This window comes from Priestia sp. AB (assembly GCF_028369225.1).
Classification (GTDB): domain Bacteria; phylum Bacillota; class Bacilli; order Bacillales; family Bacillaceae_H; genus Priestia; species Priestia megaterium.
This window is the reverse complement of record NZ_JAQMYN010000001.1, coordinates 1,153,647-1,167,035: the sequence shown is the minus strand read 5'-3', so window position 1 is coordinate 1,167,035 and position 13,389 is coordinate 1,153,647. Positions and strand designations below refer to the sequence as shown.

The 13,389-nt window shown below is 39.1% G+C and carries 16 protein-coding genes; all 16 read right to left on the bottom strand.

Annotated features, from left to right (window positions below):
* Nucleotides 1–6: 6 nt before the first annotated feature.
* Nucleotides 7–1,098, bottom strand: a complete 1,092-nt coding sequence (locus POF52_RS06130; RefSeq protein WP_271990767.1) for a low temperature requirement protein A — start codon at nt 1,096–1,098, stop codon at nt 7–9.
* Between the two features lie 258 nt (nt 1,099–1,356).
* Nucleotides 1,357–2,001: an isochorismate family cysteine hydrolase YcaC gene (gene ycaC, locus POF52_RS06125; RefSeq protein ID WP_016766316.1), complete on the bottom strand. Its 645-nt coding sequence runs from the start codon at nt 1,999–2,001 to the stop codon at nt 1,357–1,359.
* 174 nt (nt 2,002–2,175) lie between these two features.
* Entirely contained in the window at nt 2,176–2,742 is a 567-nt protein-coding gene (locus POF52_RS06120) for an NADPH-dependent FMN reductase (protein ID WP_271990762.1), read from the bottom strand.
* Nucleotides 2,743–2,897: 155 nt separating this feature from the next.
* Nucleotides 2,898–3,836 carry a ring-cleaving dioxygenase gene (locus POF52_RS06115; protein WP_271990759.1) on the bottom strand — a complete coding sequence of 313 codons (939 nt, stop codon included), beginning with the start codon at nt 3,834–3,836 and terminating at the stop codon, nt 2,898–2,900.
* A 142-nt stretch (nt 3,837–3,978) separates the two neighbouring features.
* Complete coding sequence (locus POF52_RS06110) at nt 3,979–4,377, bottom strand: DoxX family protein (protein WP_176583129.1); 399 nt, start codon at nt 4,375–4,377, stop codon at nt 3,979–3,981.
* 349 nt (nt 4,378–4,726) lie between these two features.
* On the bottom strand, nt 4,727–5,098 hold the full coding sequence (locus POF52_RS06105) for a hypothetical protein (protein WP_271990756.1): 372 nt from the start codon (nt 5,096–5,098) through the stop codon (nt 4,727–4,729).
* A gap of 318 nt (nt 5,099–5,416) precedes the next feature.
* Complete coding sequence (gene mdh, locus POF52_RS06100; protein WP_074676572.1) at nt 5,417–6,373, bottom strand: malate dehydrogenase; 957 nt, start codon at nt 6,371–6,373, stop codon at nt 5,417–5,419.
* 35 nt (nt 6,374–6,408) lie between these two features.
* Nucleotides 6,409–6,822 (bottom strand): BMC domain-containing protein, encoded by a 414-nt coding sequence (locus POF52_RS06095; protein ID WP_271990751.1) that lies wholly within the window; start codon nt 6,820–6,822, stop codon nt 6,409–6,411.
* Entirely contained in the window at nt 6,815–7,099 is a 285-nt protein-coding gene (locus POF52_RS06090) for a EutN/CcmL family microcompartment protein (protein WP_074676576.1), read from the bottom strand. Before POF52_RS06090 ends, POF52_RS06095 begins: the two co-directional genes overlap by 8 nt.
* Entirely contained in the window at nt 7,096–7,761 is a 666-nt protein-coding gene (locus POF52_RS06085; protein ID WP_176583132.1) for a hypothetical protein, read from the bottom strand. The genes POF52_RS06090 and POF52_RS06085 overlap by 4 nt, the downstream gene beginning before the upstream one ends.
* Complete coding sequence (locus POF52_RS06080; RefSeq protein ID WP_074676580.1) at nt 7,758–8,411, bottom strand: phosphate propanoyltransferase; 654 nt, start codon at nt 8,409–8,411, stop codon at nt 7,758–7,760. Before POF52_RS06080 ends, POF52_RS06085 begins: the two co-directional genes overlap by 4 nt.
* 25 nt (nt 8,412–8,436) lie before the next feature.
* Nucleotides 8,437–8,730 (bottom strand): ethanolamine utilization microcompartment protein EutM, encoded by a 294-nt coding sequence (eutM, locus tag POF52_RS06075; RefSeq protein ID WP_013058365.1) that lies wholly within the window; start codon nt 8,728–8,730, stop codon nt 8,437–8,439.
* A 16-nt stretch (nt 8,731–8,746) separates the two neighbouring features.
* Nucleotides 8,747–10,276 (bottom strand): acetaldehyde dehydrogenase (acetylating), encoded by a 1,530-nt coding sequence (locus POF52_RS06070; RefSeq protein WP_176583133.1) that lies wholly within the window; start codon nt 10,274–10,276, stop codon nt 8,747–8,749.
* Nucleotides 10,277–10,310: 34 nt separating this feature from the next.
* A complete protein-coding gene (eutL, locus tag POF52_RS06065) occupies nt 10,311–10,964 on the bottom strand; it encodes an ethanolamine utilization microcompartment protein EutL (RefSeq protein WP_176583134.1) in 654 nt (217 codons plus the stop codon).
* A gap of 12 nt (nt 10,965–10,976) precedes the next feature.
* Entirely contained in the window at nt 10,977–12,002 is a 1,026-nt protein-coding gene (gene eutC, locus POF52_RS06060; RefSeq protein WP_074676585.1) for an ethanolamine ammonia-lyase subunit EutC, read from the bottom strand.
* A 12-nt stretch (nt 12,003–12,014) separates the two neighbouring features.
* Nucleotides 12,015–13,379 carry an ethanolamine ammonia-lyase subunit EutB gene (locus POF52_RS06055; protein ID WP_271990742.1) on the bottom strand — a complete coding sequence of 455 codons (1,365 nt, stop codon included), beginning with the start codon at nt 13,377–13,379 and terminating at the stop codon, nt 12,015–12,017.
* Between the last annotated feature and the right edge of the window lie 10 nt (nt 13,380–13,389).

Here is a 13,389-nt window from a genome sequence, read left to right as displayed (position 1 = left end):
ATTTGGTTAAGTGGTCGTAAACCTAGCGTAGATAATAAAAAAGATGGCTAACTCTCCTACGATGAGGGTGCCCGGGACGACTAAGAGTAAGTTAATAATAAAAAATACAGCTAAAATCCCTAAAAACAAGCCTAAATGATACACTTTCAAACGATGTTCTTCGAATCTATACTGGTGAAAAACAAGAGTGGTTGCCATGAAGTAAAGCAGCACGGATCCGAATATAAAATATAAGCTGAATGTGTACTGAACTTCGTGTAAAAACATCAGCTTAATCGATGCTGCAATCATGCTTAGAGACATGAGGATAAGTAAGTGTCCGTAAATAATCGTTTGTCCGGCTCTTTGGATGGACTTGTTCACTTTCTTTTCTACGTTCTCAAAGTACTGCCACCACATGGCGATGATCAGGACAAATGAAATAACCGAAAATAAAATGGTATTCCAGTCCCCTTTTTGTGGCTGTATCACAGCAAGAATGCTGACAACCGATTCTCCAAACAGAATTAATGTTAGTAACGCAAAGCGTTCTAACAAATGAGCCGTGTTGGTCGGTAATTTCGCCAGTCGCTTATGTCCTAAAACAGGTAAAATCATGTCCACTGCAATTCCTGTATATAACACGGCGTAGCGGACCCATGAATCAAAAAAGAGCGACAGAAGCGAGATGAAAATCCCAATTCCAAAGCATGTTCCTAAAAACACAGCAACTTTTTTTCTCTCACTCTGTTCAAATTTTTGAACAATAAGATATTGAATCGAGGTTAACGCTCTTAGACCAATATAGCCAATCAAAAAAGAGACGTAATATTGATCAAAATCTACGGACAAGCTTGAGATCATGATAAGAACAAACAGCATTTGAAGAATCATAAAGATGCGCTGATGCAAAAAATCTTGTCCAAATCGATTGATAAACATCGTTTGTCCCGTCCACGCCCACCATATCGGAATAAAGATCAGTACAAACTTTAACAAATACTCTCCATGAATATACCCTTGTTCAACGTGAAGCAAAACATGCGTAGCAGTCGCAACGGCTGCCACAAACAACAAATCATAAAAAAGCTCCAGCCACGTAACTTTTTTTTCTTCCACTACTCCGCATCCCTTCCTATCATCTATCAGGCTGTCGTTAATATACTTTATTTTATATACAAGAGACGCATATTTCATGACAGGTAGCGTAGTAAAAGATAGATGAGCCAGCTGTTCATCAGCCGGCTCATCTATCTAACAATTTTCTCTTATGTCGTTACGTTTTCTCCGTCACATAAATGATCCACAGATGCCATTCTACTTTCATGTCTTATATGTAAAGAGAACGACCTTTAGCAAAACTTAATTTCTGCTACGTTAGACACCCTGCTTGCTGAAATCGCGCTGAGCTCCTCTATAGCTGCCCATTAAGTTTTGATAACCAGGAAGATGACTAGAAATTAAATTGCCAAAACCTTCAACGTCGTTGCGCCAGTCACGCTGCAGCTCGCACGCTACGCTAAACCAGTTCATAAGCTGTGCGCCCCCGTGAGCCATACGCGTTAATGCTGCATCTGCGACTTGCTTATTGAACGTCCCTGAAGCATCTGTCACAACAAACACTTCGTAGCCTGCTTTAATGGCAGAAAGTGCAGGAAAAGCAACGCAGACATCTGTCACTACACCGGCGATAATCAGCTGTTTTTTCCCGGTCGCTTTAATTGCTTTAACAAACTCTTCGTTGTCCCACGCGTTAATTTGTCCAGGACGAGCTATTTTTGGCGCATTAGGAAACAAGTCAACGAGTTCTTGCATGAGCGGGCCGTTGGGTCCATTTTCAAAGCTAGTTGTTAAAATAACCGGTAAATCAAAGAATTTAGCCGTATCACCAAGAGCCAATACGTTGTTTTTAAATTCATCAACACCATAGTCACGTACAAGGCCGGAAATAAGCCCCGTTTGGTGGTCAACTAAAAGCACCGCAGCATCATCTTTTGAAAGGCGAGAGTAAAGATCAGACATTTTATAATCCTCCTTAAATTAAGGCAAGTAAGGATACATGTACTTCTTCCATTCCTTACAAGCGGTCTATAATTTGAACGGTTTTTTGGATTTCATTTATGATCTGTTAGGTAAAACATATATAGAAAGAAAAGCTATTTCTGAGGTGAAAGTTCGTGAGGTGTGTTCTCTTTCTTAATCTAGAACAGGAACAGGCGCTTGATCAATCCAATGAATGAACTGCTGTAGGTAGCGCTGAAGATAGCGTTTTGTTGATTCATCGGTTAGTATTTTTTGTTGCGAATCAATCTTTTCATGAACTTGCGAAATCAGCATTTTTTGAAATGGTAAAACGTTGACTTGCATAGCTTCCAGTACTTCTCTCGTTTGCATTTGAGCGAAAGCCGTACCGAAGCCTCCTGGAGTCGCTCCAATGAGACCAACTGGTTTTCTGTTTAAAACAGAAGAAGTCCGAGGTCTTGATGCCCAGTCTAAGGCATTTTTTAACACTCCTGGAATTCCTGAATTATACTCTGGACTAACTATAATAACGCCGTCAACATCTTGAATCGCAGCTCTAAAGGATGCGACAGATTCTGGTGATCCGTCAGCTTCTAAGTCTTCATTAAAAAAAGGCAGACTGCTTATTTCAATCCAGCGATATTGAGCTGAGTCATCTAATGTAGTCAATGACTGAGCAATCATTCGGTTATACGAATTCTTTCGTAAACTTCCACAAATAAGACCAATAGTTTTTGTCATCTATTCACCTCCTTACTTGGAATTAATTTCATATTACCACGGTGTTTCAAATATAGATATTAGTTTTATATATAGATAAATTAATTCCTTCTTTGTACCTAATTTGGGATTGAACTAGCGTTTTACTATTACTAAAAGAATTCTTTTGGTAAAATTTAGTCTAATTCTCTCACTTCAAAAGGAAGCAAAGCTCTTTCAATTTGATCTCGATGGGTTTCGTACTGTTCAGGCAGCATGAGCTTTTCTCCCATTGTTTCAAGTGACTCATCATGAGCAAAGCCTGGAGGATCTGTTGCAATTTCAAATAAAATTTCTCCGTGTTCTTTAAAGTAAATCGCATTAAAATAATTTCGATCTCGAACAGCCGTTACTCCGTAGCCGCTGTCGGCTACGTATTTCTGCCATTCTAATTGATCTTCATCATCTTTTGCTCGCCATGCAATATGGTGAACCGTTCCAACGCCCATTTGCCCGCGTCCAATGGTTGTTAATTTTAAATCAATCACATTTCCAATGTCAGCTGATGATTGAAAACGTATAAAATCACCTTCTTCACCTATCTTTTTTAGCCCCATTACATCTTCTAATAACTGAGCTGTTTCATGAGGCTTAACAGATAATAACGTAGCCCCTCCGAACCCTTTAATAGCAACATCTGAATTAATTTCACCGACTTGCCACGTATTCTTTTCGCCTTCTTCTCTTTCCACAATCTCTAGATGCAAACCATGAGGATCGTCAAACTCTAAATACTGTGCTCCGAATCGCTCCATCTTTGTAGCTGGAACCCCAAACTTAGCTAATCGTTGTTCCCAAAAGTCCATTGCACCTTTTGGAACCACATAGGAAGTTACGCCAACTTGCCCGTCACCAATCTTTCCTTGTCGTGCATTTGCCCACGGGAAGAATGTAATAATCGTTCCAGGTTTTCCGCCTTCATTCCCAAAGTAAAGGTGATACGTTCCTGGATCATCAAAGTTTACCGTTTGTTTGACCAAGCGTAACCCTAACACGCCCGCATAGAAATCAACATTTTCTTGAGGATGACCTACAATCGCCGTGATATGATGAATACCCGCTGTTTTTTTATTCATTACTACCATCTCCTTTGATACATTTTTCGTCATATGTTTCATTATCCCTCTTAAAATTACAACTATTTATCGCAAATATCTCGAATTCGAGATATTAACCAAAAAATAAAAGCGTCTTTCTTGTTTCAACCTATTTTCTCTTTTAGAAAATAAACGTGTCTAATGCATAATACCCTGGTCCTGCAATCGCAATACCGATCGCTACAATTAAAAGCGTCAGATTATATTCATACCCGTTTTGTGTTGCCCAGTATCCATTCGGACCGTGTACTTTCACAATAGCCATGACCATTGTTCCGGCAATCAAAAGCGCTCCTAGCGGTGTAAGAAGTCCTGCAGCAAATAAAGCTCCTCCTACTAGCTCGGATAATCCAGCCATTAACGCCATTCTAACACCTGGCTTCATTCCGATGGATTCAAACCAGCCTCCCGTTCCTTTTAAGCCGTGGCCGCCAAACCATCCAAATAATTTCTGAGTTCCATGTGCCATAAAAGATAACCCAATGACTAAACGTATTAACAATAAACCAATGCTCACCATTTTTTATTCCTCCTATTTTTTCATCAATTTAAAATCTCGAATTAAAATATCTTGAATTAAAGATAATTATAAAATCATATGGTTCTACTGTCAACATAATTTTTTATATTTTTTTGTAGCTAGTTGAAACACTTAGCGACGTATTAAAAACATATTCATGATTTTATATAGATATGAGCATGGGAACGGAAAATATAAAAGCTAAATTGTACTATTTATTGAATAAAAAAAAGAAGTCACCCCTTGGTAACTTCTTTTCCTCTTCTACTATGCATGTATAGTTCAACAACCGGATGGTGAAGTTATCACCTTATTTATAAAAAGGATATCTGTGTCACTTGAACTAGTATCATTTTGCTTTTAATTTATCAATTAATTTAAGCGTATCATTATATAGACTTAATTGATATCTGTGGGACTCTAATTCAGGTGGGATACTGATTTGTAAAGGTATCGAAGAAAGATCGAGTAAATCAAAAGATGATTTCTTTATAGAGTAATTTTCCACGTTTTTATTAGCTTGTTCTGTTATGTATTCTCCTAATACCTGTAGTTGAACAGCCCATTTTTGTCCATCAACTGTGCGTAGAGAATTCGTTTTGGACCAGTCATTAAATGTAGGCAGTACACCCGAAATATAGGTGTACCCATGCTTCAGTTGAAAAAGGAAGTGTTCGTTTTGTTTTAACTGCTGCTTTTTATTTCTACCAAATGGGTTCAACCTTAAACTCTTTTCTGCTTTCCTTAATTCCTTTTCGATCTGATGAAGTTCCTGAAGCAAGTTGGTTGTATCATCTATTATAAGTAAACATAAAAGCAATATCACTTATTCATACAAAAATGCATCCTACAAATGTAGCGGGATGCATTTCACTTAGTTTTCTATATCGTTATTATTTTTTTCTGCTGAGAAGTTTTTTCACATACTCAAATAATTAGAAAATATTCAGCAGTCTCTATTGGTCCAATTCCTTCAAGTACATAACTTGAAAATACCTCTAAATTTTAATACTAGGCAACTAACATAAAAAAAGTTGATTTAGCTGAATACTTCTGATGACTCTAAAATAGCCATAACGCTTTGTACGGATTCGATTGAACGTTTTAACCCTTCATTTTCTTTTTCCGTTAAAGGAAGTTCAATGATATGTTCAATTCCGTCTCCCCCTAGGATTGTTGGTACACCTAGGTAAAGATTATTACAGCCATATTCACCTTCTAGATAAGCTACGGAAGGGAGAATTCGCTTCTTATCCTTTAGAATCGCTTCTGCCATTTGAACCATAGAAGCAGCAGGAGCGTAATAGGCACTTCCATTTCCAAGCAGGTTAACGATTTCTCCTCCACCTTTGCGCGTTCGCTCTACAATAGCTTCTATACGTTCAGGTGAAATAATTTTATCAAGTGGAATGCCTCCAGCATACGAATAACGAACTAATGGCACCATATCATCTCCGTGGCCACCCAAAACAAATCCTGATACATCTTCAACAGAGATATTTAATTCTTGAGCCACAAATGTATTAAAGCGGGCTGTATCTAATACACCAGATTGGCCTATTACTCTATTCTTAGGGAACCCCGTAGTTTTATAACAAACGTATGTCATTGCATCAACTGGATTACTCAATACAATAATATAACTGTTTGGTGCATGCTTTTTTACATTTTCCGATACTTCTTTCATAATTTTTGCGTTTGTGGAGACTAGGTCATCACGGCTCATTCCCGGTTTTCTTGGAAGTCCTGCAGTAATTAATACTAAATCTGCATCCTGAATGTCTTCATAGCTAGATGTTCCCTTGATATTAGCGTCAAACCCTTGAACTGGGCTTGCCTCTAACATATCAAGTGCTTTTCCTTTAGTCGGGTTAGTCTGGGAAGGAATATCAACTAATACTACGTCTCCAAGTTCTTTTTGCGCCATCATTAATGCTGCTGTGGATCCTGTAAACCCCGCTCCAATTACAGCTATTTTTTTACGCTTAAATGCCATTATTTATCCCCCATTCCTCGTCGTTTATATGCAGGTTATTCTACTTTTTGATCTTCTTCTACAGCAGCAGACTCTGCTTTTGCTTTATATTGAATACTGGATGTTGTTTTAGCAGCAGATAATTTTTTAGCCGTTTTATTGTCTTTAGGTGCTGCCTTTGACTGCGATTCTTGATTTTCATCTTTTAATAGGCTATTTCCAACCTCTTCATCAGGATGGGGAATTACGTGTGCTGATACTAATTCTCCAACGCGAGCCGCTTCTTCTTTTCCCATATCTACAGCTGCTTGTACTGCACTAACATCACCTTCAACTAACACGGTTACAAGAGCTGCATCTACTTTTTCTTGCTTCACTAAGCGAACATCAGCTGATTTTAGCATCGCATCCGCTGCGACAATCGAACCTATTAAGCCTCTTGTTTCAATCATTCCAAGAGCTTTAGCCATTCTCTCCACCTCTTTCTATATCAACAGAATCTATAATTCCGATAATAATCGCATCAATAGGTAATGGGGTGTCAGATGCCATATGTGCTGCGGCACTTCCTTGAGTAACCATTACCTTATCACCAATCCCGGCTCCAATACGGTCAACTGCAATAAAAGAAGAGTCGTTATTCGATTTATTTGAAAGTTCCGGTTGAACAACTAAAAACTTTAAACCGCGTAAATTATCTTCTTTTCTTGTTGCCCAGACGTTGCCAATTACCGTCCCTATTTTCATAAAACATCCGCTCCCTCTACGTCTATCACGCAAATTTCTTTTCCTAATTCTCTTGCTGTATCGCGTGCTAAAGGAGTGATAATCGTTTTAGGTGAAACAGTAATTTTTTCTTCTTCTACCAATTTCACATGTCTTTGGGTTAGCACTCGTTCTGTAAATGATAAAGAATATCTATTTAAGCCTGATTGCAAAAATCTCTCAAACGATTGGATTTTCACCCCAAAGCCTTCTAATGTATTTTTATAAGCGATTAAATGGGCTGCATATTTGTTGTTTACTAGCTTTTTTTGATTACTGGACAGTAAGACGTTTCCTAAAGTTACAGAAGGAATGAGTGAAACAGAAATTCCTTCTAGCAAAGCCTCAGCTAAAAGAAAACTTTCTAGTGTATCTGTAATACCAAGCGCTCCTTTTACAAGCAGGTCTTGCTTTGCTTCTGCAAATAAAATACCTTGTATATCTTTTGGAAGGTTTTCTTTTTGGTCATCGCTGTAAACCAATGTCCAGCTTGTTTCTAACTTTTCGATTTGAATTGGATCAATTGCTGCCGACTCTTTCACGATCAGCAGCTTTGGCTTTACGTCTAGGTGCTGCTTGTCTGATTTATCTAATCGTTTTAAAACTTCTACTACAATTTGTTCAATCAGAGCATGATGGTTCATAAAGCTTCCTCGTATAGAGAAAGAATCCCTGTATCTCCGGTAGAAATTAGCCCCGCATTCGCTTCATCTGTATCAATATGCATTTCAAGCTTGAACTTTGGTGAAACTCGAATTAATACACGTTCAAGCGTAGTAGGCCTTTCTCCTTGAGAGGTAATTCGAACACACTGACCATTTTTTACACCATAAGCTTGGGCATCACCTGGCGTCATATGAATATGAGCTCGTGCAATGATTAACCCTTCTTTCTTGTAAATGCTCCCCTTTGGTCCAACTAATGTAATCGCTTCTGAATTCTTTATATCTCCAGACTCACGTAATGGAGGAACAGCACCAAGTTTAATTGAATCTGTTTTACTGACCTCCACTTGAGTTATACTTCTTGCTGGGCCAAGGACTCGCACCTTTTCGATGCTTCCTTTAGGCCCCACAATAGTAACTGTTTCATTAGCTGCAAATTGACCAGGCTGAGACAGGTCTGATTTTTTTGTTAGTTCATACCCTGCTCCAAAAAGAGCTTCTACATCTTCTATACTTAAGTGACAGTGTCTAGCAGATACAGCCATTGGGACTGTATTGCTTTGCTTGGTTGTTTGACTTAACTGCTGAACAACCTCTGCTACAATCGATTGAATGGCCTGCTTATTCATGCGCTATGCTCCTAACTTTTTAAGCTTATAGTTCACTATCGATTTTCGGTAAAATACTTTCTAGTTCATTGTGTGGGCGTGGGATAACATGAACGGAAATAAGTTCTCCAACACGCTGTGCAGCTGCAGCACCAGAATCTGTCGCTGCTTTTACCGCGCCTACGTCACCGCGTACTAAAACCGTTACAATTCCTCCACCTACGTGAACTTTACCAACTAAATGTACGTTTGCTGCTTTTACCATTGCGTCTGCTGCCTCTACTGATGCTACTAATCCTTTTGTTTCAATCATTCCTAATGCTGTTAGTTCTCTTGCCATTTTTAATTCCCCCTAATTAGTTTGTTTGATATTTTTGAAGTGCTTGATTAACCATTTCAGAAATTGCTGCCGAATCAATCGGTCCTTGTGGCTTTAATTGATTCATAACTTCGTTGACAATTTCCTGTACGTCTTGATGATCTTTTGTATCTGATGAAGCAGAGGTAGAAGATAGAGATGGTTTTGGAATTGTTACCTCTTTTGTGCCGTAAGCCATTCGCTTAATATTTAATAAATGGCGAGCGGTCACATTGTCTGACGTAATGTTGCCTCCAAACGAACCGCATCCTAGTGTAAAGGAAGGCTTAAGTCCAGTCGTACCACCCACAGCTCCTACTGACGAGAGTGTGTTGACCATCAGTCTCGAGACCGGCATTTCAAGAGCAAACGTTTTAGCTACCGCATCATCGTTTGTATGAAGTGATAAGCTGTGACCTCTTCCTCCAAGATTTAATAAGCTTAAACATAATTCCCTTGCTTGTTCTTCGTTCTTAGCTGTATACAATGGGAAGATAGGTGCTAGCTTTTCAATCGAAAATGGTACATCCTTTGCCACCTTTGTTTCTTCAGCAACTAAGATTCGTGTATCAGAAGGTACTGTAATACCTGCCATTTCAGCAATTTTCACAGCACTTTGACCAACAATATTTGGATTAAGCTTCTTAGGAATCGGTGAAATCACTTTTTCCATTTTTGCTTTTTCTTCTGAATTTAAAAAGTATGCCCCATTATTCCTTAATTCTCTAATAGCCATTTGTTGAATATTAAGGTCAACAACAATTGCTTGCTCGGTTGCACAAATCGTGCCATTGTCGAACGTTTTGCTATCGACAATCATTTTTACTGCTTGGTCAACCTTTGCAGTTTTTTCAATATATACAGGTACATTTCCTGGACCTACACCATAAGCTGGCTTCCCAGAACTATACGCTGCGCGAACGAGACCACTTCCGCCTGTTGCTAAAATTAAATTCACATCTTTATGCTTCATTAATTCATTGGTTGCAGCCATAGAAGGATTGGAAATCCAACCAATAAGTCCTTCCGGAGCTCCCGCTTCGATTGCTGCACGCGCACAAGTTTTAAGCGCTTCCACTGTACAGTTCATTGCCCGGGGGTGAGGGCTGACCACTAGAGCATTTCTAGTTTTTAAACTAATTAATGTCTTGAAGATAGCCGTTGAAGTTGGGTTGGTTGTAGGAATAATTCCAGCAACAACTCCAAAAGGAGAGGCGACTTCTACCACTTTGTTCGCTCTATCTTCGTGAACAATACCTACTGTTTTTTCATTTTTAATTGATTCATAAACAGCTCTAGATCCTACCTCATTTTTGATTTTCTTATGTTCTACAACACCCATTCGCGTTTCTTCAACTGCCATTTTTGCTAATTCCAACGCTTTAGAATAGGCTGCTTCGGCAACTCGTTCAACGATGCGATCTACTTGCTCTTGTGTAAAATTCAAGTATACCTGCTGTGCGGCTTTTGCCTTTTCCACTGCATCTCGCATCTCCTGTAAAGATTGAAGATCTTTATCAAACTGCACATCCAACAACTCCTTTCTACTGTCTATAAGCTTTTTAATAATGAACTGGATTTCTTGCAATGTCTAAAATAGCCTGGCGGAACGCATCAGCAGCTGCTTGACAGGCTGATTGGGATCCTGTTAAAAAACCACCGCCAAAATTTGTTTCAGAAGGAGGACCAAAAAATTTCACAAGCTCTACATCAGCTGCTTTAAGCGCTACATCAAGTCCATACATAGCCTCTAGTGGCGGGGCAATTAAATAAGCGAGTGGTTCTCCAATAGCAATTCCTGCTTCTTTAGAAAGATAAGAACCTGTTCTTGCCACCACATGTGCATACAGCGCGTGATTTTTCTCTTTATCTAACGCTTCAAAATAGGCATCTGACTTCGTCACTTGTAAAATGGCATCAATGCCAGCTTTAACTTCATCTGGACTTGGACCCGCTAATACACCAATCATTTCACCTGATAGCGGACCTGACGCATGAGCAGCACCAGCATAAAAGGAACGGGCATAAGCTACCTCAACATCTGCTCTTTTGGTAGCTTCGTCTAAAGCTGTATAGCCCACGTCATCAATACTTGATGTAAACATGGCTAAACTTCTATGGTAAGGCTGCAAGTTAAACTGCTGAACTAAGGCGTCATCCACATTTGGAATCACACGAACAGCTAAAATGTCAGCATGGATACGTGTTAAAGCCACTCCTATTCACCTCTATTGTTCTTTTTGAACAAGCGATACACCGCTAGCTTCATATTTTAAAATTTTTTGAACCAATGTACCGAGATAAGCACCCGCTTCAACTGGAGGAATGCCGCCTTTATGAATATTAGAAACCACCATTCTCTCAGCTTCAATCATTCCTTTTCTCGGTTCATAGCATAAATAGGCACTTAAGGATTCTGCACTTATAAGTCCTGGACGTTCTCCAATTAAAAGTACAACCACTTTTGGCGTCAAAAGTTCACCAATGTCGTCCATTACAGCAACTCGACCTTTTTCTATGTAAAACGGAACGCCTACATCTAAATCTGCGCTTTTTAAGGACTGTTGAAGAGATAAATAAACGTCCTCGACATTTTCTTCAATGGCTTTGGAGCTTAAACCATCAGAAACAATAATTTGAACAGTTGGTGATTTGGTACATTTTTCTTGAATGCACTTTTTGGCTTCGTCTGATAGCTTTCGTCCATAATCCGGTCGGCGAATGTACACTTCTTTATCTGTTACCTGAGTATTTACTTTAAATAAATTCAATCGTTTTAGGAGATTGTCGTTCACATTGCCATAAACAGCATCAACGGCTGCTGCATGGTCATAGCGAAATTTCAGCCATGTTTCTGTTCGTGGACGTAAGCCTGCTCTGCCAATCCCGATTCGGGCGGGTGTTTTCTGAATCAATGTATCTAATTCTTCTTGATTCACTGGATTTTTAATACCCGGCACCTGCTGCTTTGGTTCCATGTTCTCTTCCTGCTGAATAGGCATCTTACTTTCAGGCAGAGATGTTGAATGTTTTTCTTGAATATTCGGAAATTTAATTAATTCCTTTGCTGACTCTTCTTCTACCACTTCAGCTAGAGGCCCATTAATCACTTTCTTATTTGCATTGGATGTATGAGCCCAAAAAGCTACGCTGCTTTGACTATCGTCAGTAGGAGAACTTTGTTCGAAGCTAGATTGTTTTTCTAGCTTTTCGACAATGGATCGTGTAATTTTTTCAATCAATTCAGGATTCATCCTCTTCATCACCTACCTTGTAAAAATACTTGGATCTCCTGCATATTTACTTAATTTCCCTTGTTCAAAAATCCCCATTTTCTCAAGCCATTCTGCAAATAAAGGAGAAGGCTGTTTCCCCATCGTTTGCCTTAAAGTTGCTACATCATGGTAGCTCATTGATTGGTAGTTAAGCATACAATCATCACCCATTGGTGTTGCAATGATAAAATTAACCCCTGCAGCTGTTAGCAATACACCTAGATCTTCAATATCATTTTGATCTGCTTTAATATGATTGGTATAACAAATATCTACACCCATCGGAATTCCATGCATCTTTGCCATAAAATGGTCTTCTAAGCCTGCACGAATAACTTGTTTGTTGTTATATAAGTACTCAGGTCCAATAAAACCAACCACGGTATTTACAATGTACGGATCATAATGACGTGCAAATCCATAGTTACGAGACTCTAAAGTTAGCTGATCCATCCCAAAGTGCGCTTCAGCCGATAGCTCAGAACCTTGTCCTGTTTCAAAATATAAGCACTGAGGTCCTGTTCCTGTTCCATGACTTTTAGCTAATTGATTCGCCTCTTCTAATAAGGCAGCGCTGATTCCAAACGAACGGTTAGCGGCTTCTGTTCCAGCAATACTTTGGAAAATCATATCCGCTGGTGCTCCTTGTTCAATGGCTTTCATCTGAGTCGTAACATGAGCTAAAACGCAGTTTTGAGTTGGAATTTCCCAATCATTCATAAAATTTTTCGTAGCGTGCAGCAGCCGTTTTACACTTTCAACCGAATCATCGACGGGGTTAATACCAATAACGGCATCTCCAATTCCGTAAGACAGCCCTTCTTTTAACGAAGCAATCATGCCCTCTACATTGTCGGTAGGGTGGTTAGGCTGTAGTCTAGAAGCTAAGACTCCTTTTTGGCCAATCGTAATATTGCATTTTGTTAAAATTTCAATCTTATTTGCTGCGTGAACTAAATCAAGGTTTGACATTAGTTTTGCTACTGCAGCAATAATTTCACTATTTAACCCTCGACTAATCCTCTTTAAATCCTCACCCGTTGTTTCATCACTTAAGATATACTCTCTAAGTTCTGCTACGGACCAATTTTTCATCGATTGATAGATGGGCTCATTGACTTGATTTTCAATAATTTGAGATACTTCGTCTTCTTCAGGTGAAATCATTGGATTTTCGCGAATATCAGCAAGTGTTAATTCGCTAAGCACCTCTTTTGCAGCAATTCTTTCTTGAACGGTTTTTGCAGCTAAACCCGCCAGCCGGTCACCAGACTTTTCTTCATTTGCCCTAGCAAACAAATCTTTCAAATCAGAAAATTGATAAACAGCACCTAAATAATGTGTATGTAACTTCACCAGTGAAGCC

Excerpts from the sequence above, each read along its gene's own strand:
- ycaC (WP_016766316.1), bottom strand. The coding sequence starts at position 2,001 with ATGTCTGATCTTTACTCTCGCCTTTCAAAAGATGATGCTGCGGTGCTT.
- POF52_RS06120 (WP_271990762.1), bottom strand. The coding sequence starts at position 2,742 with ATGACAAAAACTATTGGTCTTATTTGTGGAAGTTTACGAAAGAATTCG.
- POF52_RS06115 (WP_271990759.1), bottom strand. The coding sequence starts at position 3,836 with ATGAATAAAAAAACAGCGGGTATTCATCATATCACGGCGATTGTAGGT.
- POF52_RS06110 (WP_176583129.1), bottom strand. The coding sequence starts at position 4,377 with ATGGTGAGCATTGGTTTATTGTTAATACGTTTAGTCATTGGGTTATCT.
- mdh (WP_074676572.1), bottom strand. The coding sequence starts at position 6,373 with ATGGCATTTAAGCGTAAAAAAATAGCTGTAATTGGAGCGGGGTTTACA.
- POF52_RS06095 (WP_271990751.1), bottom strand. The coding sequence starts at position 6,822 with ATGGCTAAAGCTCTTGGAATGATTGAAACAAGAGGCTTAATAGGTTCG.
- POF52_RS06090 (WP_074676576.1), bottom strand. The coding sequence starts at position 7,099 with ATGAAAATAGGGACGGTAATTGGCAACGTCTGGGCAACAAGAAAAGAA.
- POF52_RS06085 (WP_176583132.1), bottom strand. The coding sequence starts at position 7,761 with ATGAACCATCATGCTCTGATTGAACAAATTGTAGTAGAAGTTTTAAAA.
- POF52_RS06080 (WP_074676580.1), bottom strand. The coding sequence starts at position 8,411 with ATGAATAAGCAGGCCATTCAATCGATTGTAGCAGAGGTTGTTCAGCAG.
- eutM (WP_013058365.1), bottom strand. The coding sequence starts at position 8,730 with ATGGCAAGAGAACTAACAGCATTAGGAATGATTGAAACAAAAGGATTA.
- eutC (WP_074676585.1), bottom strand. The coding sequence starts at position 12,002 with ATGAATCCTGAATTGATTGAAAAAATTACACGATCCATTGTCGAAAAG.